This is a genomic window from Streptomyces sp. NPDC101151 (assembly GCF_044768335.1).
Lineage (GTDB): Bacteria > Actinomycetota > Actinomycetes > Streptomycetales > Streptomycetaceae > Streptomyces.
The window spans coordinates 57,548-81,588 of the sequence record NZ_JBIWPP010000036.1 but is presented as its reverse complement, the minus strand read 5'-3'; the positions used below and the strand labels follow the sequence as shown (position 1 = coordinate 81,588).

The 24,041-nt window shown below is 70.5% G+C and carries 18 protein-coding genes and 1 pseudogene; 7 read left to right on the top strand and 12 right to left on the bottom strand.

Annotated features, from left to right (window positions below; all coding sequences use genetic code 11):
* Positions 1-308 precede the first annotated feature (308 nt).
* The 3 genes from ACIRU3_RS38920 to ACIRU3_RS38910 form a co-directional block, all read right to left on the bottom strand.
* Positions 309-1,577 carry an IS701 family transposase gene (locus tag ACIRU3_RS38920; protein WP_404067076.1) on the bottom strand — a complete coding sequence of 423 codons (1,269 nt, stop codon included), beginning with the start codon at positions 1,575-1,577 and terminating at the stop codon, positions 309-311.
* A gap of 193 nt (positions 1,578-1,770) precedes the next feature.
* Positions 1,771-2,118: a LysE family translocator gene (locus ACIRU3_RS38915; RefSeq protein ID WP_404067091.1), complete on the bottom strand. Its 348-nt coding sequence runs from the start codon at positions 2,116-2,118 to the stop codon at positions 1,771-1,773.
* A 362-nt stretch (positions 2,119-2,480) separates the two neighbouring features.
* Positions 2,481-2,864, bottom strand: a complete 384-nt coding sequence (locus tag ACIRU3_RS38910; RefSeq protein WP_404067073.1) for an ATP-binding protein — start codon at positions 2,862-2,864, stop codon at positions 2,481-2,483.
* Between the two features lie 1,191 nt (positions 2,865-4,055).
* Between ACIRU3_RS38910 and ACIRU3_RS38905 the strand changes: the two genes are divergently transcribed.
* Positions 4,056-5,075, top strand: a complete 1,020-nt coding sequence (locus tag ACIRU3_RS38905; protein WP_404067071.1) for a hypothetical protein — start codon at positions 4,056-4,058, stop codon at positions 5,073-5,075.
* Positions 5,076-5,156: 81 nt separating this feature from the next.
* Here the strand turns inward: ACIRU3_RS38905 and ACIRU3_RS38900 are convergent, their stop codons facing one another.
* From ACIRU3_RS38900 to ACIRU3_RS38890, 3 genes and pseudogenes are all read right to left on the bottom strand, one after another.
* Complete coding sequence (locus ACIRU3_RS38900) at positions 5,157-5,849, bottom strand: amidase family protein (RefSeq protein WP_404067088.1); 693 nt, start codon at positions 5,847-5,849, stop codon at positions 5,157-5,159.
* A complete protein-coding gene (locus tag ACIRU3_RS38895) occupies positions 5,846-6,190 on the bottom strand; it encodes an amidase family protein (RefSeq protein WP_404067085.1) in 345 nt (114 codons plus the stop codon). Before ACIRU3_RS38895 ends, ACIRU3_RS38900 begins: the two co-directional genes overlap by 4 nt.
* Positions 6,191-6,263: 73 nt before the next feature.
* A pseudogene (locus ACIRU3_RS38890) lies at positions 6,264-6,440 on the bottom strand (amidase family protein); the annotation flags it as partial.
* On the opposite strand from ACIRU3_RS38890, the gene ACIRU3_RS38885 reads away from it, so the two are divergent.
* Together ACIRU3_RS38885 and ACIRU3_RS38880 are read left to right on the top strand one after the other, a co-directional pair.
* The gene (locus ACIRU3_RS38885; RefSeq protein ID WP_404067096.1) at positions 6,384-6,725 is read left to right on the top strand and encodes a hypothetical protein; all 342 of its coding nucleotides are present in this window, start codon (positions 6,384-6,386) and stop codon (positions 6,723-6,725) included. The pseudogene ACIRU3_RS38890 and the gene ACIRU3_RS38885 sit on opposite strands and share 57 nt — an antisense overlap.
* A 377-nt stretch (positions 6,726-7,102) precedes the next feature.
* Positions 7,103-7,504, top strand: coding sequence for a hypothetical protein (locus tag ACIRU3_RS38880; protein ID WP_404067068.1), 402 nt, complete (start codon positions 7,103-7,105; stop codon positions 7,502-7,504).
* A 119-nt stretch (positions 7,505-7,623) separates the two neighbouring features.
* Here the strand turns inward: ACIRU3_RS38880 and ACIRU3_RS38875 are convergent, their stop codons facing one another.
* On the bottom strand, positions 7,624-8,760 hold the full coding sequence (locus ACIRU3_RS38875; RefSeq protein WP_404067065.1) for a DegT/DnrJ/EryC1/StrS family aminotransferase: 1,137 nt from the start codon (positions 8,758-8,760) through the stop codon (positions 7,624-7,626).
* Between the two features lie 378 nt (positions 8,761-9,138).
* Positions 9,139-9,291 (bottom strand): hypothetical protein, encoded by a 153-nt coding sequence (locus tag ACIRU3_RS38870; protein WP_404067063.1) that lies wholly within the window; start codon positions 9,289-9,291, stop codon positions 9,139-9,141.
* Positions 9,292-10,235: 944 nt separating this feature from the next.
* Between ACIRU3_RS38870 and ACIRU3_RS38865 the strand changes: the two genes are divergently transcribed.
* Together ACIRU3_RS38865 and ACIRU3_RS38860 are read left to right on the top strand one after the other, a co-directional pair.
* Positions 10,236-10,676 carry a response regulator transcription factor gene (locus ACIRU3_RS38865; protein WP_404067060.1) on the top strand — a complete coding sequence of 147 codons (441 nt, stop codon included), beginning with the start codon at positions 10,236-10,238 and terminating at the stop codon, positions 10,674-10,676.
* A gap of 710 nt (positions 10,677-11,386) precedes the next feature.
* Entirely contained in the window at positions 11,387-12,013 is a 627-nt protein-coding gene (locus ACIRU3_RS38860) for a response regulator transcription factor (RefSeq protein WP_404067058.1), read from the top strand.
* Positions 12,014-12,241: 228 nt separating this feature from the next.
* Here ACIRU3_RS38860 and ACIRU3_RS38855 read toward each other — a convergent pair whose 3' ends face one another.
* From ACIRU3_RS38855 to ACIRU3_RS38845, 3 genes are all read right to left on the bottom strand, one after another.
* Positions 12,242-12,886 (bottom strand): hypothetical protein, encoded by a 645-nt coding sequence (locus ACIRU3_RS38855; protein ID WP_404067055.1) that lies wholly within the window; start codon positions 12,884-12,886, stop codon positions 12,242-12,244.
* Positions 12,887-13,265: 379 nt separating this feature from the next.
* Entirely contained in the window at positions 13,266-16,106 is a 2,841-nt protein-coding gene (locus tag ACIRU3_RS38850; RefSeq protein WP_404067053.1) for an AAA family ATPase, read from the bottom strand.
* Positions 16,107-16,166: 60 nt separating this feature from the next.
* The gene (locus ACIRU3_RS38845) at positions 16,167-16,337 is read right to left on the bottom strand and encodes a hypothetical protein (protein ID WP_404067050.1); all 171 of its coding nucleotides are present in this window, start codon (positions 16,335-16,337) and stop codon (positions 16,167-16,169) included.
* Between the two features lie 477 nt (positions 16,338-16,814).
* On the opposite strand from ACIRU3_RS38845, the gene ACIRU3_RS38840 reads away from it, so the two are divergent.
* A complete protein-coding gene (locus ACIRU3_RS38840) occupies positions 16,815-17,441 on the top strand; it encodes a LuxR C-terminal-related transcriptional regulator (RefSeq protein WP_404067047.1) in 627 nt (208 codons plus the stop codon).
* 602 nt (positions 17,442-18,043) lie between these two features.
* Here the strand turns inward: ACIRU3_RS38840 and ACIRU3_RS38835 are convergent.
* Positions 18,044-20,947 (bottom strand): AAA family ATPase, encoded by a 2,904-nt coding sequence (locus tag ACIRU3_RS38835; RefSeq protein WP_404067044.1) that lies wholly within the window; start codon positions 20,945-20,947, stop codon positions 18,044-18,046.
* A gap of 19 nt (positions 20,948-20,966) precedes the next feature.
* On the opposite strand from ACIRU3_RS38835, the gene ACIRU3_RS38830 reads away from it, so the two are divergent.
* Positions 20,967-23,699 carry an ATP-binding protein gene (locus tag ACIRU3_RS38830; protein WP_404067041.1) on the top strand — a complete coding sequence of 911 codons (2,733 nt, stop codon included), beginning with the start codon at positions 20,967-20,969 and terminating at the stop codon, positions 23,697-23,699.
* Positions 23,700-24,041 lie beyond the last annotated feature (342 nt).

The following is a 24,041-nucleotide window of genomic DNA, read 5'->3' as shown; positions in this document are numbered from 1 at the left end:
CTCATCCGTCTCCGGCTTGACCTGTCCAGGGCGCGGCATCCAGGCACCTCCTGGACGCCACGCTATCAGCCGCGACCCTTAAGTCACTGGTATTGTCTTTAGTTAGGGTGATCGGTGTGGGGCGTGGTGGTGTCGCGGTCGCAGCCGGGCGGGCAGCGGGTCGCCGTGCCGGTTGAAGTGGCTGATCTGGGCTCGGGTCTGGTGGACTGCGCGCCATTGATGCTGGGCGAGGACGGTCTCGGTGGGGTGGGTGACGACGAGGACGGTGGCGGCCAGCAGCGTGGCGATCGCCGCGGCGCTGATGCGGATCAGCGGCTGCGCGAGGGGCCGGTCCGGTCCTTTCCGCCGGTGTGGGGGCGTTTCCCTCCGCTCTCCCGTCGCCGGTCTCCTGATGCTCGGGCGCCGGTGTGTCGTGGCCGGCGCGCACGGCGGCGAGGAAGGCGTGGGCGAGCAGGCAGCAGGCGGTGTAGCGGTGCCACGGCTTCCACTTGCGCACCTGGTAGTCCTCCAGCCCCACCAGCTGCTTCGATTCCTTGTTGTCGTCCTCGGTCTGCCAGCGCACTCCGACGACGCGGATGATCTCCGGGACCGGGGTGCGCATCGGCGCGTGGGCCAGGAAGGTACGCGTAGTCGTAGTCGAAGCGCCCGCCGGCCAGATGCTTCTTCTTGGTCGAGCGGCGGATCAGCAGCCGGTGGACGTACCCGTCGGCCGGCGCCTGCTCGGCCAGCTCCACCTCGAACACGGTCCAGTCGTACAAGCGCTGCCCCTTGGTGCCCTCCCCACAGCTGCGGCGCTCCCACCGGTCGCGGCTGATGGCGTAGTGCAGCAGGTCCCCGGCCCGCGCGATGGGCGGCGCGCCCAGGTCCGGCTTGCCCGCCACACCGGAAAGCGGCAGATCGACGGGTACGCCGAGCACGTAGCGGATCGCGGCGGCATGCAGGTAGGCGCGCAGGTGCGGGTCGCGGCCGTAGCCGGAATCGGCGGCGAACCAGGAGAAGGGGACCTGGGCGGCGAGTGCGTCGGCGAGCATGAGGGCGGCCAGACGGGGTTTGGTCAGAAAACCGACCTCGGCGGGCACTCCGGCCTCCTCACGGCGCTCGACGTCGCCTGCCCAGCTCTGGGGCAGGTACAAGCGCCGGTCAAGGAAGGTGTGCCCGGCCCCGGCGGCGTAGGTGAGCATCACCATCACCTGGCAGTTGCGCACGTCCCCGGTGGTACCGCAGTGCTGGAAGGCAGCACCGACGCTCTTGTCGCCCTTCTTGATCGACTGGGTGTCCTCCACGACCATCACCGCGGCCTCATCGCCCAGGCGGGCAAGGGCGTAGTCACGGACCGCGCCGACCAGCGCCGCATCGTCCCAGGACGCGGCATTGAGGAACTTCTGGATCCGCTCGGGACCGGCATGCCCGGCCCGCGCGCTCATGGTCCAACCGTTCTTCTTCGGCAGCCCGTCCAACAAGCCCTCGATCAGGTCGGCGAAGACCTCGGCGGGCTCAGGCCGGGCGAACAAGTGGGCCAAGCCCCCGGTCACCTCGGCCAGCTCCTCACCCCAGGCGTCTATCTGCTCGGGTGTCACATCCATCAACATGACCGGTCAACGATCAGATCAGTACACGGTCACAAGATCTGCCGCTGTAGTACCAGGCAGAGTCCGACGGAAATGGCGAACAGGACGAGACTCGTCCTCAGCCGGGACGTGCCGGAAGGAAGGAAGTGGGGAAGCAAGGAGATGAACAGCAAGATGACCTTGGGGTTCAGGAGACTGCTCGTCAGACCCTGCCGGAAACTCTCCACATACGAACCGCTGGGTGAGCGTGCGCTCTGCTGGGGCGGCCGGCGAGGGAGCGCAGCGTCTGGACGCCCAGGTAGCACAGGTAGGCTGCGCCGGCCCACTTGATCGTGTTCATCGCCGCGCCCGACGCGGCGATGATGGCCGAGAGGCCGATCACTGCGGCGATGGCGTGGCAGGTCAGGCCAGCTGCGATGCCCAGTGTCGCGACGCGTGCGTGGCCGACGCCGTGAGCCGTGCTGCTGCGCAGCACAAGCGCTGTGTTCACCCCCGGCGTCACCGCCATGACCGCGGCGATCCCGGTGAAGGCGAGTATGGCGTGGGACACGAGTGTCAACTTCCGATGGTGTTTTCCGCCTGCCGTCGGCTCTTGCGCGGGCGGAGGACACGGTGCCGGAGCGGCGGGGGCCACCCTCGGTGTTCCGTGCCCGGCATCCTGGCCTGCTCCACGCTCGCACCGGCCGGACGCCGAGGGCCTCCCCCGATCGGCCGATCCGCCGCAGGGGCCGCGCCCCGAAAGACGGATGCGCCGTCCGCGTCTGAACGCCGGGAGCCGCCGGGCGACGTCGCGGGCCGAGGGCTCCACGCCGCGCGAGGACGTCGCCGTGCTGCTCACCGACCGCGCGGTCGTCTCCTGCCGCGCCTGCGGGTTCGGCTCGCTGGTGTGCGGGCCGGCCGCGTGGCGGTGGGTCAGGGGAAGGCCACATGGGCGTACACGGTCTTGCCTTCGTCCTGGGGCTTGACGCCCCATCCGTCGGCCAGCGCGTCGATGAGGCTCATGCCGAATCCTCCGCCGGCGCCCCGGTGGTCGGTGTCGACGATGACGGGCACGTCCTCGCCGTAGTCGTCGACCTCCACGGTCAGTACGTGGTCGTTCCAGCTGGTGCGCAGGTCAGCAGGCCCGGGGGAATGACGGCAGGCGTTGGTAACCATCTCGGAAACGATCAGGAGGACGGCTTCGGCGCATTCGCGGATCGCTTCGTCACCGGCGTCGTCGAGCCCGAGAGCGTGCAGTTCGCGCTGGATGGCTCCACGGGCGTACCGCACGGCGGCGGGCCGGCCGGCCAGGTGCACGCAGTGGCAGATTTCCCGGTGCGGTCCTTGGAAGGGGTGAGGCTTTGGCTGCACGAGCAGAGCGCTCGCCTGGTGGGGTCCTCCCGCAGCCTGGGACTGTGCAGCTCTTCCGGGTACCTGGGGGGTGCCTGAGGCCACGTCGTGCTGGCCGAGGCAGGAGGAAGAGTCTGTCAGCATAGTGATCAACTCCGTATACGGAACTAATCGAGCTATTTCACGATGGGCTCCGGGGTGGCCGCGCGCCTCGGGAGGCCCCCCTAAGTCCCTCCCCTAGGGGCCGGGGCAGGGGGCCTAGGGATCGGCAGGGACCGGGGCTGCCAGGGCTGCATCCGCGGGGTCTCGCAGGCCGGCTTTCCGGCACGGCCCGCGACGTGGCCACAGTCCGCCCTCAGCGGTCCCTGCCTGCGGCAATAGAGCGCTAACCACCCCGGCATCGGCAGTTTCGCCTCGGCCGCTGACGTCCATGGGGCACCCCGGCGCCACCGCAGCTCACCGCGTGGCGGGGAATTCCCGGCCCGTTGCCCCGGCAGTGACGCACAGCCCCCGACACCGGCCGAAAACACCACGGCCTCTTTGCCCCTAACACCGCCCCTGACCCGGGCCAGGGGCGGTTTTTAGGGGGAACCCCTGATGCCCTGCGCCGCGGCGATACGTGTGCTTGAAGACATGACGATGCCGCAGTACCCGCACACAGCGCTCACCGCCGCCGCACCGGCACCCGGCACATCCGACGCACCCAGCACGCCCGGCGTACACGGCCTGCCGGCATCGCCGGTGCGGCCGGCTGCCGGGCACGGGCATGGGGCGCACGCCGCCTGCCGTCTGCGCCACTGCCGGGCCGTCGGCACCCGTGCCCCGCGGCGGGCCTGCGCCCGGCGCCGGGGCCGCCGGGCACGTTCACCGGTGACGCCGACCCGTGCCGAGAACGGCCTCGGTACCGACCCGGCCTGCCGCCCCGGCCCCGGCCTGGCCCCGGCAGGCAGACGGGCCCGCCGCCGCACCGCCTGGGCCGGGGTGCGGGCGCCCCCACTGCGCGGCGCGCGCATCTCGCCGTGTCCGTCCCCAGCCGCTGCCCCTGCAGCCGCTGCCCCGCCGCCCGGGCCCCGCCGCCCGGGACGCATTGGCCGGCACATGCTGGCCGGGCCCTGAATTCACTCGCGTTGATCTTGTATGCCCTCGGGCAGGAACACCATGGAAGACATCCCTGCGCAGATCGCTCACCGGCGCCGTGAACAAAAGCGGCGTGCCTACCTTGCCGCCATCGGAAAGCCGGCCCTGTCCGCCGACTTCCACGCCGCCCAGGCCCACATCCGCACGCTCTACTTCGAAGGCGGCATGTCTGCCGAGCAGATGCGCCGGCAGTGCGGGGTATCCACCAACATCATCACCTCCGTGATCCGCGGTCATCGCCGCGTCACGCGGGCCGGGCCCGAACCGATCGTCCGGATGCGCCGGACCACCATCGACCGCCTGTTGACGGTGCGCTACGAGACACCCCTGGACAGCAAACACGGCGCCGGAGCACGGGTACCGCCACAGACGACCCTGCGCCGGCTGCAGGCCCTGATCGCCCACGGATACAACATCAAATGGCTGGCCGCACAAAACCACCGTCTCACCGGCCAGCACCTGTCCGCCCTGCTCACCCGGACCAAGGGCCAGCGCTACATCATGGCCACCACCGCCCAGGCCATGACCGAGCTGTACGACAAGTACCACGCGGTCGATCCGGCCCATGTCGGCATCCGCCCGGGCCAGATCGAGCAGACCCGGTGCGCAGCCCGCCGTCGCGGTTACGCACCGCCCGTGTGCTGGGACGACGACACCATCAACGATCCCCACGCCGTGCCCGAATGGACGGGCGCGTGCGGAACGCCGGACGGCTATCTGATCCACAGACGTGAACGGCTGCCCCTGTGCCCCGCCTGCGCCGTCTTCCGCACGAATCACACCTCCCCAGAAAGCGCGCTGCCTGACATGGAGTTCTCCCCCCTCAAGCTGGACCAAGTCCTGCGCGAGCCCGGCCGGGCGCCCCTGCGGATCGCCCGCGCCCTGGGCCACCCCAACGGCAAGACACTCGATATGTGGCGTCAGGGAACCCGCCGCCCGCAGCAGCGGAGCCTCGCCAGGCTCGCCTCCGTTCTCGGTGTGTGTCCCGAGGACCTGTGCGACGCCCGGCCCCGAACTCCCCTGCAGCCGACGCAGGAGTGAGCCCTTGCTGCGGGACACAGCCGCTGTGCCGGGTCGAGCGCGTCGGGCCGGATGGCGCCGAGCAAGAGCGCACCGGCACGATCAGGCGCAGTCGGGACGTGGCCAGGGCCGCTGCGTCGGGCGCAGTTGTTCGTAGGCCGCGGCGACCTGCAAGACACCGAGGTCGTCGAAGCGTTGTCCGGCGATCTGCAGGCCGATGGGCAGCCCGCCCGTCGTCCAGCCGCAGTTGACGGAGATCGCAGGCTGGCCGGACATGCTGAAGGGGACGGTGAAGGCGATGTGCTCGAAGGGCCGGGCCGGGTCATCGCCCGGGGCGGCCAGCCGGGCGTCGTAGGCGGGGATGGGCGCGACGGGTCTGAGCAGGTAGTCGTATCCCTGCAGTGCCTGGTGCGCGGCGACGGCCAGGGCGTCCATTTGCGAGAAAGCCGGCGTACACGGCGTCGCCGGACAGTCCTTCGGCTCCTTGGGCCCATGCGGTGATGAACGGCAGGACCTGGTCGCGGCGGCCTTGGGAAGCGCGCTGATCTGCGGCCAGAAGCGGGCCCGCCAGAAGCGGTCCAGCCCGTCGAGCATGGCACGGGTCAGCAGCGGGGGTACCTGTTCCACGTGCGCGCCCGCCGCCTGGAACGCCTCGGCCGCTGCGGCCACCGCCGCCGCGGTGGCGGGGGCGACCGCGAGTCCCGCGCCGGCGTCCGGCAACAGGCCGATGCGCAGGCCGGCGAGGGCGGCGGGAGCGGTGTCGGACCAGTTCAGGTCGGACGGTGGCAGGCTCATGTGGTCTCGGCGGTCGGGGCTGCGATCACGGAGGTGAGCAGCGCGGCGTCGGCAACGGTCCGGGTGAGCGGGCCAAGGGTCCGGCCCGGGTAGGGCGGGTCGACAAGGATGCGGCCGAAGCTGGGTTTGAAGCCGTCCACTCCGCACCAGCCGGCGGGCAGCCGCACCGAGCCGCCGATGTCGCTGCCGACGTGCAGAGGGCCGTAGCCGGCCGCGGCGCCGGCACTGGAGCCGCCGGGGTTGCGGTCGGTGTTCCAGGGGTTGCGGGTGATTCCGTGACGGCTGGACAGGCCCGAGGCGAGCATGCCGTAGTCGGGCATGGTGGGTCTTGCCCAGGACAAGCGCCCCGCTCTCCCGCAGGCGTGCGGCCGCCGGGCCGTCCTCGGCGGCGGGCACGAGGTCACTGGCCGCCGTGCCGTTCGGGAGGGGACAGCCGCGGGTGGCGATGTTCTCCTTCAGCGTGACCGGTACGCCGTCGAGCGGGTCTGCCGGCCGGCCGGTGTGCCACCGTCGTTCGCTGGCACGGGCTTGGAGGTGGACGGCCGCATCGAGCATGCAGAAGGCGTTGAGCCACGGTTCCCAGGCATCGATCCGTTCCAGGACCGCCTCGACGGCCTCTACCGGCGAGAACTCACCCTTTCGGTATCCGGCAACCAGGTCGACGGCGGTCAGATCGGCGAGATGGGTCATGGCGACGAACCGCTTTCTCAACAAGGCCACTCTGGGATCAGGTCACTCTGGGGTCAGGCCGCTCTGGGCGTACTGGTCGGGCCGGCGCCGGCCCTCCGTGGCGCTTCCTCATACAACCGGCGGTCCGCCAGGACGCCGGGCACGCCCACGGGATCAGCATCGGTATCGGTATCGGTCGACCAGTGACGTCGCTCAACGGTCTCTGCAAGCTGAAGCGGCGAGATCCCTTCGGCCGGGCCGGGCTCCGGGCCACCTGAGGGTCCACCAGTCGCAGGAGCCGTGCCGGCCCCCCGACCGGTACGCCGCCTGCCCGCAGGCACGCCGGCCAGCGATCGCCGGGCCCACCGCTCGACCGGCGCCGACAGCCGGACGTTCCCCACCGGTGGAATTGCGGTGCTTCCCTGGCCTGTTGGATGCGGGCGATGAGCGCTCGCCCACGCGGGCACCTGTGCACACCCTGCCTGAGCGGCTACCCGAACAGGCTTTTCCGGCCCATTTTCGCCGTGTCTCATGATGCCGAAGCGGTTGCCTAAAGGACGAAAGACGACAGGAGACGGTGCGCAATGGATCATGATCGCTACTACACAGAGACGCTGCTCGATGTATTTATCGACGGGGACGAAACGGCTTTGGCGATCCAATCGACCCTGGGCCAGGATGCTCTCCGGTTCGTCAGGGCCGCCGTGAAGCATCTTTATACCACGATGAATTATCAGGCCGAGTCGGCTCAGGACTACCAGGAAAAAGTGGTCGACGTATGGGCAGGCATGCTCAATCAGGCAAGCACCTACTTCCACGTGATACAGCACAGCTTGTCGCAGATGGAGTCAGGCCTCAAGGGCGACGGCAGCGGGCAGGACCTCCCCGAGCGCGACATGCAGGCACTGCGGTTTTCCAGGATTTCCTATCACTTGCTCAACGAAATACTCGTCTTCGGCAAGAAGAGATTTCCGTCCGTGAGGTAGAGCGCGTCCGAAAAGCCTGTCCGCGTGACATATGGGCAGGTGGCGGGGTGATGGCAGGCCACCCACGCACCTCCCGCTCCGCTGATTTCCCCACGGAGCCCTGGAGGAGGGCGAGGATGTCAATGCTCGCGAGCCCATCGGGTCACCGTGTCGATTACGCGGGCAACTTCCTCTTCAGTCAGCTCGGGCGCTACAGGCAGACAAACGGTCCGCCCTATTATCCGGGTGGCGTTTGGTGTACTGGTAGAGCGGTGAGGGATGGAAGCAAAAGCGGGTTGTTCGGTGAGCGGGATGGGATAGATCTGTTCCGCCTCAATTCTTTCCTGTGCCAGTGCTTGCATGAGTGTGGCGGCTTGCTCAACGCTTTGCACTGTCAAGGGGTACTTAAAATAGGTGTGCGGGCGGCCGGGGGCGTCGGTGGGAGTCTGCACCCGCAGACCGGTGAAGGCTTCGTTATATCGAGAGGCGATACTGCGGCGACGCCTGATCCACTCCGGCAGGAGGCCGAGCTCATGAGTGATCACCGCTGCGTCGACTTCCCCCATGCGCCCGCGAAGACCGAAGACGTGGTGCAGGTGGCGGTCCCCGTCCCTGCCGAGGTCGGTAGCCATTCGGAGGGACCTTCGAAGTGCCGGGTCACGAGTGAGCAGGAGACCGGCGTCCCCGAGTCCGCCCGCGTTCTTGCCCACCCACATAGAGATGCATCCGATCTCGCCCAGCGTGCCGGCGTAGCGACCATCACATGTAGCGCCGACGGCTTGCGCACAGTCCTCGACTATCGCGAGGCGGGAACGCTGAGCAAGACGGCCAAGGGCATTCATGTCGGCCATCAGGCCGTACATGTGTACTGGAATTACTGCACGCGTTCTTGGCGTGACAGCCGCTGTAACGGCTTCCGGGGATATCGTCCGCGAGGCCGGATCGATGTCGACCATGACCGGTGTCGCACCCGTCGCCGCCGGAGCGAAGCCCGTGGATATAAAGGTCAATGTGGGTATGATCACCTCATCCCCAGGGCCGATTCCGAGCGCTCTCATGGCGGCTTCGAGTGCCACGCTTCCGGAGCTGGTCGGCACTGCCTGCACGCCCCACCGGGTAGCAACAGCTTCTTGCAGAGCCTGCGTATAGGGCCCGGAATGGTAGATTCCCCTCGCGATGATGTCCTCTACCAATCCAAGTATGACGTCTCGCATATTCTGGATGCGTCGAGTATGCATTTCCGCCGGAATGGGCGAGGGACTACCTTCGGCATGCATGGTGAGGTCCTCTCCGGGCTTCGCGGAGCAGCGCTCAATTCTGCGCCTGGTGAACGACAGTGGGAGTCGAGGCCGATGCTTCCTACTGTACCTTCGACGGGCAGCGACACGCATACCCCTGCGAGGGAGCGGTCCAGTCGACAATGGCCGTCAAGGAACCATTCGTAGAAGTATTTTTAAGCAGGGCGAATCCTGCGCAAAGCCCGCTGAGCACAAACCGGATCTGCAGTGGGGCAAACTGCGGGTGGCACGGCGAAGCCAGGGGTCGGGCACCCCTCAGGTCCCTCGTAGACGATGGAGGAGAGAGCCGAGCGCCCAGGCAGTGGTACGTGTTGGGGGCCGTGGGCCTTGGCTGTACGCGGTGGGGACCGACCACCATCAGCTCGGCGCCCTGAGGGCACAGCCGAGGCAGTCGAAGTCGTCGCAAGACGGGTTGAACATGCGGTGCACGATCACACCCCGGTCGCCGGGTGCCATGTCATTGCCGTAGGCGAACGGCGGCCGCTGCTGCGCAATCAGTCCTTCGGCCATGACGGTCAGGGCGGTCCCCCTCGAAGTACACCAGGACGGCTTCGTCATCCCCGTAGCGGTCTTCCTGCGTCCGGGCCGGCGGCACTGATGTCTTACCCGCGGGTTGCCGATGGCCCAACATGCAGCCGACGGCCTTTCCCTGAACAGAGGTCAATCACACCTGATCTCGGCCACTTGTGCGAGTCCTGCCCGTTCATCTGCCCCGTCGTGCGGGATTCGTGGTGCGCTCGGCTGCTTCGATGGGCGCCGGACAGCGACCGCTGTAACGACGCCTTTCCCCGGGTCCACCTCACCGGGGACGGCAGCGCCCGGGACGGCCGGCGCACTCGGAAGATCCCCGGTGTGCGCAGTGGCCGAGCGTGCAGCAGGACGCTGCGCCCACATCCCCGCCAGATCCGGTGATGCCGCGAAAGGTATCGGCCGCGCCAAGCCGGTCTGTCGTGCGTGCCCTTCGGCTCCTGCCCTGCCGTCTGCGGCAGGGCATGCCGGATGAGGGGTACCGGCCGCTGGAAAGTGCCGGTCGGCCCGGGGCCGCGCCGCCTCGGCCATGTCCCCGCAGGGGATTTTCGCTCTGCCTGCCGGGGCGATGACGATGCGCTGCCAGGAGCGCCCGGTGATGTGTGCCCCGGGCGCGGGCCGACGCCGGGTGGGCGGTGATGTGTCAGGTGCTCTTTTGGGCAGTGGCTCGCCCCTCCCCCCGCGCGGCTGTCTGTCCGGTGTCGGCTGGAGGCAGGGATAAAGGTTTGTTTACAGGAGATGCATTGACCACGCGGATACCGGTGTTTGTGCATGCGGGGGATCCCATTTCCGAGGCCGGCCTGGTTGCGGGGCTCAGACCGTGTCCGGACATCACGCTGATCCCGCAGGACAGGATCGATGTGCACACCGTTGTGGTCTGTGCCTCGCAGACGCTGGGTGAGGCGACGTTGCGTACGCTGCGGCGCGTGAACCAGCTGGGGTGCCGGCGGATCCTGCTGGTCACCGACGCGCTGACGGAGGACGGGCTGCTGGAGGTGGTGGAGGTGGGGGTGTGCGCGGTGGTCCGGCGGGCCGAGGCGACCGGGCCGCGGCTGGCGCAGTCGATCCTGAGCGTCGCGGCCGGCGAGGGTTCACTGCCGCCGGACCTGCTGGGCTGTCTGCTGCAGCAGGTGGGGCGACTGCAGCGGCATCCGGTTGCCGGCGGGAGCAGGCCGCTGGGGTTGTCGGACCGGGAGATCCGGGTGCTCACCCTGGTGGCCGGCGGCCACGGCACACGTGAGATCGCCGACCGGCTGTGCTACTCGGAGCGTACGGTGAAAAACGTCCTGCACGATGTGACCAGCCGCTTCCAACTGAAGAATCGGGCGCAGGCGGTCGCCTACGCACTGCGGGAAGGCCTCATCTGAGGTGGGCCAAGGTGGCTGCCCGGCCGGCCCGGAAACCCGCCGGCCGGGCACCCGGGCCCACTGCCCTTTCGGTCAGCCCCTACGTCTCTGACGCTCGAGTGCACCGTCTTGGTACACCTGGGAACATGCAGGTTTTTGGCCTGCAGCCCTGTGCCCGTACGGCACGGTACGAGACCCCCCATCTCGTCCGTCTCCCCTCGGTGGCTGCCCTGTGCAGTGCGCGCACCGATTTCGCGGGGCCGCCATGACGCCGTACGGGCACAGGGACACCCCGCCGCGGGTTCGCCGCCCTGGTGCGGGTCCTGTTCTTCCCCCCTCAAGCACCTGGCGTGCCTGCCGCCGCCGAAAGCCGCCCGCCCACACCGCAGTTGCTGGGCACCACGGTGGTCCCGTCCCGTGACCCGGCCGTCCCCACCTCCACCCGTCACGAGGCCGCGCCGGGCTCGCGGGCAGTGACGCGGCGTCGGCCCGAGGCGGCTCACCGGCGGATCCGCCCGAACGGCTGCCCTTCCGGGCGGCGGAAGAGGATCGTCCGACTGATACCTATGGGAACACGTGCCTCCGCTGACAGTTCCGGCCCCGGTCTGCGCACCCCCCTTTTTTTTCTCCGGCTGCATCGCAGGAGGTGCACGAACGGCCACCTGCAGCGGCGTTCCTGCCCCTCTTGAGCGTGGCCGGGCTCTGGGTGTGAGGCGAGGACAGGAGCATCAGTGACGACGCGGATACCGGTATTTGTGCACGCTGAGGACCCCCTGTCCCAGGCAGGTCTGGAAGCAGCGCTCAAGAGCCGGCCCGAGGTCACACTGATCGACCGTGACAGCATCGACGCCCAGAGCGTGGCGGTGGAGGCCGCCGACGCCTTCTCCGACGGCACACTTCAGGCCTTGCGGTCGGTGAGCAACCGGGGATGCTCACGGATCGTCCTGGTGACGGATGCTCTGGCAGAAAGCCGGCTGGTGGACGCCGTGGAGGTAGGGGTGTGCGCCATGGTGCGGCGCACCGAGGCCACCGCCCCGCGACTCGCTCAGCTGATCGTCAGCGCGGCGGCGGGGGAAGGAACGCTTCCGCCCGATCTGCTGGGGCGGCTGCTGCAGCATGTCGGGCGGCTGCAGCGGCACGCAGCCGTCCCCCTGGGCGGACAGCTCACCGGGCTGTCCGAGCGTGAGACCCGTATTCTGCGCCTGATCGCCGGGGGGTACGACACCCGCGAAATCGCGCAGAAGCTCTGCTACTCCGAACGCACCGTCAAAAGTGTCCTGCACGACATCACCAGCCGGTACCAGCTGAAGAACCGGTCGCAGGCCGTGGCCTACGCACTGCGTGAGGGCTGGATCTGACGCAGGAACGTGCCGGATCCGGCGGGGTGGGCGAGAGCGCGGCCGCCGCGCACGTGAGGTGGGCCCGCCGGCGGGCAGAGCCGGCCCGGACGGGTGCGCACGTACAGCGAAGCTCCTGGCGAAGGAGGTTGCCCCGGGTCGATGACCCAACTGCTCGGCAACCCCACGGCCAGGAGCTTCGTCGTCTTGTGCCGACCGCCCCTGGTCCGGCGGGCGGCCGCGAAGAGGTCAGCCGGCGGATCGCGCGACGGGGGCCGCAGGCACCTGGGGCAGACCGGCGAACAGGTCGAACCACATTCCGCCCGCGATCAGCAGACCGAGAACACCGAGAGCAAGTCCGCCCCATGCAACAACGCGCACCCACGGTGCGGCACCCTTGGCGCCGATCACCACGAGCGCCGCGAGCAGGACGGCAGCAAGTGCGAAGGCACCGTTGACGGCGGCGACGGTGTGCCAGGCCGCGCCGTAGATCTGCTTGATCTGCTGAGCGGGACTGGCGGAGGAGGAGTGGATCTGTCCGTCCAGCTGCTGGCGCTGCGACAGCACGGTGCCCACCCAGGTACCGGTGAGTGATGCCACACCGAGGCCGGCGCACACAACGGCTGCCACGCCCGCCGCGATCCCCGTGCTCGGGGCCGTGTCCGGTTCGCCGGCGGGCCCGTCCTCAGCCTGTGCCTCCTCCTGTATGCCGTCCTGTGCCTCGTCCTGTATGCCGTCGTGTGCCTCGTCCTGTACGCCGTCCTGTGCCTCGTCCTGTTCGTCGTCGGTGACTTCGTGGTCCTGGGAAGTGACGGTGTCGGCCACCTCGTTCTCGGTGGGCTCGCCGGCTGCCGTCCGGGAGCCGGCCTTGCTGAATATGGCGAAATGATTCATCGAACGTGTCCTTATGCCGGGGATGAAGGAGGCGGATTCCAGTCCTGCTCGGGCAGGAATGATGGGCGGCTCGGGCAATTGACGGCTGCGGGGGATTTCCCCGAGTGAACAATTGGCCTGCGGCCACGCCACGGGCAGGGCAGCGCCGGGCATGGCCGGCAGGAAACGCCGCGACGTGGAAGTGCCCAGGCAGCCGGTACAGCATCGGCGGCCTCCGCGCCGGCATCAAACCCGTGTCGCGCAGTAATGCAGAAAGAACCTCAGCAGTGGCCAAGTAGCGGGATTATGGGGGCGCGGCACGCTGCTTGTCCAGGGCCCGCCGCGGCGACGGCTTTTCGGTGCCCGGCCGGCTCCCGCGCCATGGCAACTCGTTGATGCTCTACTGGGCGGGCGGGAAGGGGCCGGTCGGAGTCTGGCCGAGTGCGGTGTGCAGCTGGCGTCGGGAGGTCAGGCCAAGCTTGGTATAGACGTGGCCGAGGTGGTATTCGACGGTCTTGATGCTGACGTAGAGCTTGTTGGCGATTTCCTGGTTGGTGTGTCCCTGGGCGGCCAGGTGGGCGACGGCGTGTTCGCGTTCGGTGAGCCGGGTCAGGTCGGCGGGGCTGCCGGAACGGCCGGCGGGCGGGCGCAGACCGCAGGCGGCCAGGTCGGTGGTGACACGTTCGAGGAAGGGGGCCGCCTCAAGGGCGGTGAAGGCCCGGTGGGCGCGGCGCAGCTGGTCTGCTGCGGTCCTGCGGTCCGCGGTGGCCAGCAGCAGTTGTCCGTAGGCCTGGTGCAGCATGGCCCGGTGCAGGGGCAGGTCGTCGTGGGGGGCAGGGGCGTCCAGGGCCTTGGCGTACAGCTCTTGGGCGGTGTGAGGGTCGCGGCGGGCTTCGGCCAGGCGCCCTTTGAGACGGGCGGTCGCCGAGTGCAGGCAGGCCGCGGTGGCCGGTGAGGACGAGGTGAAGGCGTCGAGGCGTTTGAGGCTCTGCTGGGCCTCGTCGAGGCGTTCGGTGCCGATCAGTGCCTCGGTCTCCAGGGGGAGCCACCACAGCTGCCAGGCGTGCAGGAATCCGGGGGCGGTGTCGTGCAGGCGGCGCAGTGCGGCGTACATGGCGTCGGCGTCGGCGTGTGCCTGGGCCACGGCGGCCTGCGCGAGCAGGGGATACAGGCGGTCCACCTGGCGCCAGCCTTGGGGCGGTTCGGCCCGGCAGTGGAAGGTGGCTTCCTGCCAGCGGCCGCGGCCGGCGGCGACCGCGGCGGCCACCGCGCGGGCCGGTGCCATCCCGTAGGGCAGGTCTTCCAGTTCGGTCAGGGTCAGTGCGTAGTCCGCGGCGAGCACGGCGCTGTCCCAGTCGCCCAGCAGGTAGTGGCAGATGGCGAGCATGTAGTGGTCGGCCGGGTAGACGGTCGGGGAGTGTCCGGCCCGGATGCGGGCGATGAGGGTGCTGAGGTCGTCGCGGGCGGCGTGCAGGGCGCCGGCCATCACCTGGCAGGTTCCGCGGGGGCGCAGCAGGGCGGTGGCGGCCGCGGGCACCCGGGCCGGTTCGGCGGGCAGGGCTGCCAGTGACTGCAGCTGGTGCAGGCCGGCCTGGGGGCCGCTGTTCATCAAGGTGGCGGTGACGAGCAGAGACTGCGCGTTGTGTGTCATGTGGCGGTAGGGGAAGCCCAGGCGCAGGGCGCGCCGGATGGGTGCGAGGGCCGCCTCGCCGTTGCCCTGGGAGGTGTAGAGGCTGCCCAGCCACATGTCGGCCAGGGTCTGCACCCAGGTGTCGCCGTGGGCGGCGGCGGCCTCGGTGGCGTCGTTCAGGTGGCGTTCGGCGGCGGCGAGGCCGCCTGGGCGGTGCTGGGCGAGCTGCCCCAGCAGCGCGGATCGCAGCGGGCTGGGTGCGCAGTGTTCGACGGTGGTGCGGAGTTTCACCGCGCGGCCGAAGTTGTTCCCGGCCACCAGGTGGGTGGCGGCGGTCAGCAGGTTGTTCTCCCGCTCCGCGCGTTCCTCGCACAGATCAGCGGCCCAGAGCAGGAGGGTCGCGGCGCGTTCCAGACGGCCGGCTTCGGCCTGCCGTCCGGCCTCGGTGCGCAGATCGCGGATCAGGGCGCGGTCGCCGCGGCTGCCGGCGGCGACCCGGTGCGCCCAGGCAGCGGAGTGGTCCACCACGGTGGCCGCGGCCGCGTGCAGCGTTCTGCGGCGCACCGGTGACAGGGCCTGGTAGACCGTCTCGCGCAGCAGGGTGTGGCGCAGCTGTACGGGGGTGGTGGGGTCTGCGGGCCACCACTGCACCAGGTTCGACTCCAGCAGCGAATCCAGCGCCTGTTCGGCGTCCTGTACGGCGGCCACCTGGGCGGCTGCGCCCAGGGGGACGCGGGCGTCCAGCACGGCCAGCGCCTCGGTCAGGGCACGGCTGTCGTCGGTGAGCCGGGCCACGTGCCGCAGCACGGTGGCCGACAGGGAGGGGGGAACCGGCAGCGGCCGCGCGGGGTCCTTCAGGCCTTCCGTCGCCTGGGCGTCGGCCACGATGGCCTGTACATACAGCGGGTGGCCGTCGGTGTGCCGCTGCAGCCGCCCGGCCGCCGTGGGTGACAGGACGCGGCCCTTCAGTGCGGCCAGCCTGGCGACGTCCTTGACTCCCAGTCCGTCGACGGCGACGGTGCGGGCGTGTTCCACGCCCGCCGACAGACGGCTCCAGGAGGTGGTGGTCTCCATGCCGGGTGCGGCGCTCGGGACAGGGTCGGTGGGCAGGTCGGTGCGGGCGGCCAGGATCACGGTGACGCGGTCGGAGGAAAGACGGCGTGCCACGAAGCTGATGACCTTCACCGATGTCTGATCGGCCCAGTGGGCGTCGTCGATCACGACGACGACCGGCGCGCGCTGCTCCAGGTGTCCCAGAAGCTGCAGCAGCTGTGCTCCCACCTCTGCGGCCGATGATGACGGCGCCAGGGCGTCCAGGGCGGGGAATTCCGCGCGCGCCGCACGGTCGACGCGGCGCAGCAGCTGATCGACGGTTCCCAGCGGCCAGTCCTGCTCGACAAGGTCGCATCCTGCCCACCAGACCATGGCCTGCGGGTGTGTGCTCAGTGCCTGCCGGATCAGCGCGGTCTTGCCGATGCCGGCTCTGCCCTGGACCGTGATGAGCCAGGGAATCCCGCGGCGTCCTGCCTCCAGGCAGTCCTGCAGGATGTTCAGTTCCCTCTCCCGCCCGACGAACTCTTTCAGCGGTCCCGGCCCGGCGTCCTGCGTCACCCTTCCCTCCTCCCGGCCACCCGTCTTGGCGGCACGTGCGGTCCGTGCCGCGCATGCCTCTCAGGCGCGGGTGCGGGCAGGTCGCCCGTCGGGGCAGGCGCTGATCGAGCCGGCCCGAGGGCACGGTGCCGCGCGGTCGGCCACATCCTCACGGCCGAGGTCCACCAGAGTCCCGGCACGGTCCGTGCCGTCGATGCGCCGGTTGTGCGCCAGTTGCCGATAGCTCACCACGCTGCCGTCCCGGTTCTTGCGTTCGCGTTCTCCTCACACACACCACCCATAATGGCGCACACCGGAACATATCTTCAGGCTGCGGTCCGTGACCGTCCGGGCGGTGCTCCCCCGCGCACGCTCCTCCTCGCGGGCCGGACCGTTCCACGAATCCCGGGGGGGTTCGCAGAACTGCCCGTCCTCACGGGCTCCTGCACGCTCATGCCCCTGGAGCGCCGCTCCTCGCCGTCCCGGCCCGGCGACCCCTGGGTGCACCACTAGGGCGGCACCCTGGGGTGCTGTCGGCCCGTTCCGCTGCAGGCTGGGGCCATCGCGGACGTGTGGAGGGCCTGGACCGGCATGCGGCCGCGGCTCAGCGAGCAACCGTCCGGGAAAACCGCCGGATGCCCGGCCGGGCAGGACTGTCGGCGCCCCCTGCGGTGCCGTGCGGACCTTCCGCAGGGCTCCGCGCCGCTCACCTACCAAGAGGTCGTTCTCATGCCCACGCGCATTCCGGTCTACATACATGCCGAGGACCCCATATCCGAGGCGGGCCTGGAAGCCACGCTCAAGAGCCGGCCCGAGGTCATCCTGGTCGGCGAGGACACCATCGACGACGCATCGGTCGTCATCGAGGCTGCCGAGGGCCTGGACGAGGCCACCCTGCGCACTCTGCGCCACCTGAGCCGGAAGGGGTGCCGGCGCATCATCCTGGTCATCGGTTCCCTCGACGAATCAGGGCTGCTGTCCGTGATCGAAGCCGGTGTGTGCGCCGTCGTCCGCAGGGCGGAGGCGACCGCACCACGTCTGGCCCAGCTCATCGTGGGCGCCGCCGCCGGCGAAGGCACCCTCCCCCCTGACCTTCTGGGGCGCCTGCTGCAGCAGATCGGCCGCCTGCAGCGTCAGGCGCCGGCCCGGATGGACCTTCACCTGACCGGGCTGTCCGACCGCGAGGCGGAGATCCTCCGGCTCGTCGCGGACGGTTACGACACCCGGAAGATCGCCACCAGGCTGTGCTACTCAGAACGCACCGTCAAAAACGTGCTGCACGACATCACCAGTCGCTTCCAGCTCAGGAACCGCTCCCAGGCGGTGGCCTACGCCCTGCGCGAGGGCCTCATCTGACAGGGGCTTCGCCACAGACAGGACGAAGAGGTCGCCGCTCACCAGCGATCTTGAGGGAGGAGCAGAAGCGCCGACGACCTCCTGCTCGTCGGCCACCACGCGTTGACAGCGGCAGTTTCCTCACCCCCTTGTCGTATGGGGGTGTCGATATGGAGGGCAATGGCGCCGGATGCCGCATCCAGCTCCGCCCGGATACTTCCGCAATGAGCTTTCGGTGTCGCCTCGGAAAGACTCCGGATGAGCCTCATGAACTGATCCCTGTGTTCAGGAATATTGAAGGTGAGCGTGTCTTCGAATCGGGCTATCGTAGTCTGTCTGCGGAATTTGCCATTGGCCCACAGCTCAAGAACAGTGGCGCCCGTTCTCTCATATGTCTGCTCCACTGCCGGCGCCTTTCTTTCCATGACGGCTCTCTGCATGAGGGGGTCTTCGCCGGCGGGCCCGAAAAGATATGGGATTGTCCTGCTCGGCGGTGTCGCCGCATCTGCCGCATCACGATAGAAGACCCTCGGGGAAGCCCAGGGCGACGAAAGGGCAGCCGATGAGGCAAAGGTGCATGACAGTCGGGGACCGGGGTATCTGCGCGGCCCGGGGAATGCGGGTCAGTGTCCTGGGTCGAGTGGTGTCCCGGGCCGGGCCGGCCGCCGGACGGCGAGGGCCGCTCGCAGCTGGCGCCGTGAGGTCAGGCCCAGCTTCGTGAAGACGTGGCCCAGGTGGTATTCCACGGTCTTGGCGCTGATGCAGAGCTCATCGGCGACCTCTTTGTTGGTCATGCCCTCGGCCGCCAGGCCGGCGACGTCGGCCTCGCGCCGGGTCAGCGTGGCCGACACACCGTCGAGGGCGGGCTCGACACCCTGCTCCAGGCTGTGGTCACGGGACTCCTCGGTGGCACGCGTCGCGAAGGGCGGCGCGCCGGCCGCGAGGTAGCGACTTCGCGCCCGGCCGAGATGCTGCAGGGCGGCCGGGCGGTCCTGGGCGAGCAGCATCCTGCCGTAGGCGTGTTCCAGTCGTGCTCTGTGCAGCGGGATCTCGTCCGGTTCGGGTGGCAGGTGCAGGGTGCTCTGGTAGGTGTACAGGGCGCTGTCGGCCTGCCCGCGGGCCTGGTGCAGCTCGCCGGCCAGCCAGCCCGCCGTCACTTTCAGGCCGGGCACTTCCTCGGCCAGGGCCTCGAGCCGTGCCAGCGCGTCGGCGGCTTCGTTCAGTCGTTGCGCGCCGGTGTAGGCCTCGACCTGCAGCGGGAGCCACCAGCCGTGCCAGGCACTGCTCAGCGAGGGAAGGCTGGTCAGTGCCTGGCTCATGGCAGTGGCGTCCCCTCGTGCCTGGGCGAGGACGACGCGGGCCATGACCGGATACAGCAGGTCCAGCGGCACTCCGGTGCGGCCGGCGGCCCGTTCGCAGGAGTGCAGGTGTTCGTCGGCCGCTTCCCATCTGCCCTGGGTGGCTGCCGCCATGGATGCGATGGCGCGACCGGCGGCGAACTCGAAGAGCTGCCCGCTGGAGGCGGCCACGGTCAGCGATTTGCGGGCGGTGACAGCGGCGTCGTCCCAGGCGCCGGCGAGGTACTGGAAGGCGGCGAGCATGAAGTACTCCGGGACGAGTACGTCACCGACTTCTCCGACCCGCTGGCGGCGTACCAGCGTGCTCAGGTCGTCGGTGCCGGTGTGGAGTTCGTCGGCCATCTCGCTGAGCAGGCCGCGTGGATTGAGCAGGAGGCTCGCGGCCAGGCCGACCGGTCCGTGGGCGGTGCCGGCCGGGTGGGCCGTACCGGGACGTGCGGGGGATGAGACCAGGCTCTGGGTGGCCAGGGCGAGCAGGTGGCGGGCGTAGTTGACGGCCCGGGGCTCAGGCAGGTCGAGTCCCGCGGCCCGCAGCAGCAGCGGCAGTGCGGCGTCCGTGCGGTGCTGCCGGCTGTAGGCGGCTCCCAGCAGGGCGCAGGCCAGGGCTGCGACCTCCCCCGCGCCCTGTGCCTGTGCGGCCTCGATCGCTTCCGCAAGAAGCGGTTGCGCTTTGAAAAGGTCGCCCTGCGCGTAGGCGATCCCGCCCAGGACGCAGGACCGCGCGGCGGAGGCCTCGCACGACTCCACCGCCTCTGCCAGGCCGAGGCAGCGTGCATGGTCTCCCGCCAGCAGGGCGCGGACGGCGCCGGTGAGCAGGCGGCGATCGTATTGCTGCCGGCTGTCGGACAGGTCGGCGGCCCACAGCAGGAGGGTGGCGGCGCGGGAGAGCTGGCCGCCGGCGCGGAGCCGGTCGGCTTCCGCCTCGAGTTCGGCCGCGAGGCGGGCATCGACGCGTTCGGCGGCAGCCACCCGGTGGCCCCAGGCCGCGTCCGCATCCACCTGCGATGCGGCTGCCGCGTGCAGCGCTGCGCGCCGGGAGGGGGGGATGGCCTGGACGATGACCTGCTGCTGCACGACGTGCATGATCCGCAGGGGGGTCGACGGCTCGCTGGGCCGCCACTGGACAAGGCCCGTGCCGAGCGCCTGTCCGAGTGCCTTCGTGGGGTCGGCCACTCCGGCGATCTGTGCGGCGACCGGCAACGGCACCTGCGTTCCCAAGATCGCCAGGGCCTCGATGAGGCGCCTGCTGTCGGGCGCGAGGTGGTCGAGACCGCAACGGATGGCGGCCGCCAGGGACTGCGGTGCGGGAAGAGGCTGGTGCAGGTCGGCCAGGTCGCGGCCGGAAACCTCGGTGAACAGGGAGTGCAGGTACAGCGGGTTGCCGCTGGTGTGGGCGCGCAGCCGGCCGGCGGCCGCCGCGCTGAGCGGACCGGCGCCCACGGCCTGCGCCAGCTGGGCGATCTCTGATTCCCCCATGCCGGTCAGGGGGATCAGCAGGCTGTGCTCGCTGGCTGCGGCCATGCGCTGCCAGCGCGGTTCGGTGGTCGCCGACGCCGGGTCCGTCAGGGCGCCGGCGTCGCTGCGGGCGGTCAGCGCGATGAGGATCCGCTCCCGCCACATGCGGCGTGCCACGAATCCCAGAGCCGCCATCGACGCCGCGTCCGCCCACTGGGCGTCGTCGACCACCACCGCGACCGGGCCCTGCTCCTGGGCGGCGGTCAGGGCAGTGACGAGTGCGGACCCCAGGGCCACCGGTGCGGTGTCGGCGAGGACGCCTTCGGCGTCAAGCGCTGCCTTTGCCGGCGAGCCGGAGGCGAGCCTGCGGGCGAGCTGGCCGAGCACCCCGCAGGCGTAGTCCTGTTCAGTTGCGTCGCAGGACGCCCACAGCACGTCGAAGCCGGTGAGGCCGTCCGTCAGCCGGCGGATCAGCGCGGTCTTGCCGATGCCCGCTTCGCCCGTCACGGCCACGACCCAGGGCACACCGGTGCGCACAGCACAGGCGCAGGCTTGCAGCTGCTCCATCTGCGGCCCGCGGCCGACAAAGGCGGAATCGGTGTTCGACAGAGACAGCCTCCTCTCCACTCCACACCCCGTGCCCCCTTTGTATCGATATACACGGAAATGACTGCCGGGGGAACTGTGCGGGCCTCGGTACGGGACGGCGGACATAGTCCCGCATACTGGGGCCATGGCCATCGCTGGCGGGCTCCGGGCACGAGACGCCGAGCGTGGTGTGCTGGCGTCGAGCCTGGCCCGTGCGCGGTCGGGCAGCGGCCGGTTCGTCATCGTGGCGGGGCCCGACGGCATCGGCAAAAGCCGCCTGCTGGCCGAGGCACGCGCGCTGGCCATGCCCGACTTCCAGGTCGCCCTGGCCCGGGCCGGCCCGCTCCAGCGGGACGTTCCCTTCGCCGTGGCACGGCAGCTGTTCGCCGCCCTCGCCGGACGGCCGGGCACCATGGACCGGCAGGACCGGCAGGAGCGGCAGGACTGGCACGAGCAGCCCGGGGACGTGAGGGATCAGGCCGCGCGGGCCCTGGATGCTGCCGTTGCGCCCGAGGCCGCGGACGGCGGGCCGTGCGTCTCGCACAGCCTCTTCCGCCTCGTCTGCGAGCTGTGCGGCGACCGGCCGCTGGCCCTGCTCATCGATGATCTGCACGAGGCCGATCTCGCCTCGCTGAAGTTCCTCACACACCTGGTGCAGCGGATCGAACAGCTTCCGTGCTGTGTGGTCGTGGCGGTGAGGACAGAGCCCGCCCATCCCCCTGCTCTCCTTGCGGACGGCCCGCTGAAGACGATCATGTTTCATCCGGCCGGCCAGGTGCTGTATCCGCCGCCCCTGGGCCCGGAGGCGATCGAATCGATCATGCAGGAGGAGTTCGCACGGTCCGCGACGCCCCGGCAGACGGCTGCGGCCTGGGCGCACGCGTACCGGGAGGCCTGCGGGGGCAATCCCCTGCTCGCAAAAGACCTCGCCCGGGCGCTGGCGGCCCAGCAGCCCGCGCCCGATACGGCGGCGGGTGCCAGGCGCACCGGCGCGCACAGCAGCCGCACCCTCACCGACCGGATGCTGGCGGCTGTTCGGCGGCTGCCCGCGCCGTGCGGGAGCCTGGCCGAGTCGGTGGCCGTCCTTGGGGGCAGCTGCCCGTCGGCCGTGGCCGCTCACCTGGCCGGCCTGGCGCCCGGGGCGGCCCGGAGCGCGGTGCGGGATCTGGAGGATGCCGGTGTGCTGGAGCGGCGCGGGCAGGGCGAGGGGGAGCACCTGGGATTCGTGCATCCGCTGCTGCACACCGCCCTCTACGACGCCCTTCCCGCCGACCAGCGCTCCGCGGGCCACCGCAGGGCCGCACAGCTGCTGCACGCCGAAGGCCGGCCCGTGGAGGAGGCGGCCGTCCATCTTCTGCGCACACCGCCCGGCGCTGACGCCGAGGCGGCCCGGCTCCTGCTGCGGGCCGGGCAGGCCGCGCAGGCACGCGGATCGCCCGAGGCCGCCCTTGTGTATCTGCGCCGGTGCCTGGAGGAACCCGCCGCGCAGCAGCAGATGCCCGTCCTGTTGTGCGCGCTCGGCCGGGCGGCCCGGCTGGCGGATCCCGCGGTCACGGTCGAAACCCTTGCCCCCGAGCGGCAGCCGGGCGGCGTGCAGCCGCACAGGCACGCGCAGATCGCGCTCCCGCTCGGCCGCGCGCTGCTTCTGAGCGCCCGCAGCGAGGAGGCCCTGCGGGTGTGGACCGGCGCCCTGGGCGAGACACCCGACGACGAGACGGAGCTGCTGCATCACCTGCGGGCGTGCGTTTTCAGCATCCCCTTCTACGAGCCCGGCCGGCCGGAGATGCGCCACGACATCCTGCGGCAGGTGGCACACGCCCGGCACCAGCGAAGACACCCGACGCTGGGAGGCAAGGCCCTCGACTGTGTGATCGCCGGCCACGAAGCCGTCCTGGGCGACCCGCGTGCGGTGCTGCGCGCCCTGCAGGCGACGCACGGCTCCGTCTCCGGCGACCTTGCCCAGGAAACCGGCGGAGATGTCGCCCTCCCCCTCGCCTGGCTGGTCCTGATCAGCGCGGACCGCGAAGAAGCCCTGGACAGCATCGCAAGGGCACTGGACCGAATCCGCCGTACGGGGTCGTTGCACAGCCTGGCGCAGGCGCTGACCTACCGGGCGATGGCCAGGCTGGCCCGCGGTGAGCTGGCCGAAGCGGAGGCCGATGCGCAGCAGGCGGTCCACGCCGCCGAGGCGAGCTCGCCGACGCCGCTGCGCTTCGTCCTCGGCCCGCTGTGGGCCGACATCCTGATGGCACAAGGCCGCCTGCCCGCTGCCGAACGGGCCCTGGCCTGGGCCCACTGCACCAATCCGGCGACCTTGGCGCTGAAGTCCTCCCTGCCGTGCAGCCGCAGCCGACTGCTGCGCCTGCACGGCCAGTGCGAGCAGGCGCTGCAGGAGGCCCTGGCGGCCGGCAGCGCCTTCGAGGCAGCGGGCGGAGCCAACCCCGCCCTGGTCCCGTGGCGGACCGAGGCGGCCCTGTGCCTGCACGCGCTCGGCCGGGACGAGGAGGCGCTGAGCATGGCCTACGAAAACCTGCGCCAGGCACGCAACTGGAGCGCGCCGCGCGCCTGGGGCACGGCGCTGGGTGTCCTGGGGCTGCTGCAGGACCCCGCCGCAGGAGGCCTGGACCGGCTCGCCGAAGCCGTGAACCGGCTCCGCTCCAGCCCCGCCCGCCTCGCGTACGCCACGGCGCTCGCCGACTACGGTGCCGCCCTGCGGACCGCGGGCCGCGGGCAGGAGGCGGCCCGTGCCGAGCAGGAGGCACTCGGCATCGCCACACGCTGCGCGGCCACCCCCCTCGTCGAGCGGCTCGCCGCGCAGCCGCTCCGGAACGCGTCCGGTCCGGGGCGGGCGTGCAGCAAGACCTGCGGCCTGGGCTGATGTCCAGGGCCGGGCAGCGGTTTCGCTGCCCGGCCGCGCCCCGCGGCGCCGCGTCCGCCCCGTGGCCCCTGCGGCCCGACGCCCGTGATGCCGCGCGGGATGCCGTCGCCCCGGCGCCCGGCGACGGCCGTTTCTCCACCCCCGCCGGCACGGCGGCGACCGGGCCGGTCCCCGGCCCGCCACCGCCGTGCCGACGGTCGCGTCCGCGGGCGTCACATGCGAGCGTGACTTCTTTGCCGCACACTGGTGAGTCAGCAGCAGGCCGGTGCAGGTACTGGGCCGGCCCGCGAGCCGCTGAGGGGCGTACACCTGTGAGGAGCCACGATCGTCTGGCTTTCCGGG

Excerpts from the sequence above, each read along its gene's own strand:
- ACIRU3_RS38905 (WP_404067071.1), top strand. The coding sequence starts at position 4,056 with ATGGAAGACATCCCTGCGCAGATCGCTCACCGGCGCCGTGAACAAAAG.
- ACIRU3_RS38900 (WP_404067088.1), bottom strand. The coding sequence starts at position 5,849 with ATGAGCCTGCCACCGTCCGACCTGAACTGGTCCGACACCGCTCCCGCC.
- ACIRU3_RS38880 (WP_404067068.1), top strand. The coding sequence starts at position 7,103 with ATGGATCATGATCGCTACTACACAGAGACGCTGCTCGATGTATTTATC.
- ACIRU3_RS38875 (WP_404067065.1), bottom strand. The coding sequence starts at position 8,760 with ATGCATGCCGAAGGTAGTCCCTCGCCCATTCCGGCGGAAATGCATACT.
- ACIRU3_RS38870 (WP_404067063.1), bottom strand. The coding sequence starts at position 9,291 with ATGGCCGAAGGACTGATTGCGCAGCAGCGGCCGCCGTTCGCCTACGGC.
- ACIRU3_RS38855 (WP_404067055.1), bottom strand. The coding sequence starts at position 12,886 with ATGAATCATTTCGCCATATTCAGCAAGGCCGGCTCCCGGACGGCAGCC.
- ACIRU3_RS38840 (WP_404067047.1), top strand. The coding sequence starts at position 16,815 with ATGCCCACGCGCATTCCGGTCTACATACATGCCGAGGACCCCATATCC.
- ACIRU3_RS38835 (WP_404067044.1), bottom strand. The coding sequence starts at position 20,947 with ATGTCCGCCGTCCCGTACCGAGGCCCGCACAGTTCCCCCGGCAGTCAT.
- ACIRU3_RS38830 (WP_404067041.1), top strand. The coding sequence starts at position 20,967 with ATGGCCATCGCTGGCGGGCTCCGGGCACGAGACGCCGAGCGTGGTGTG.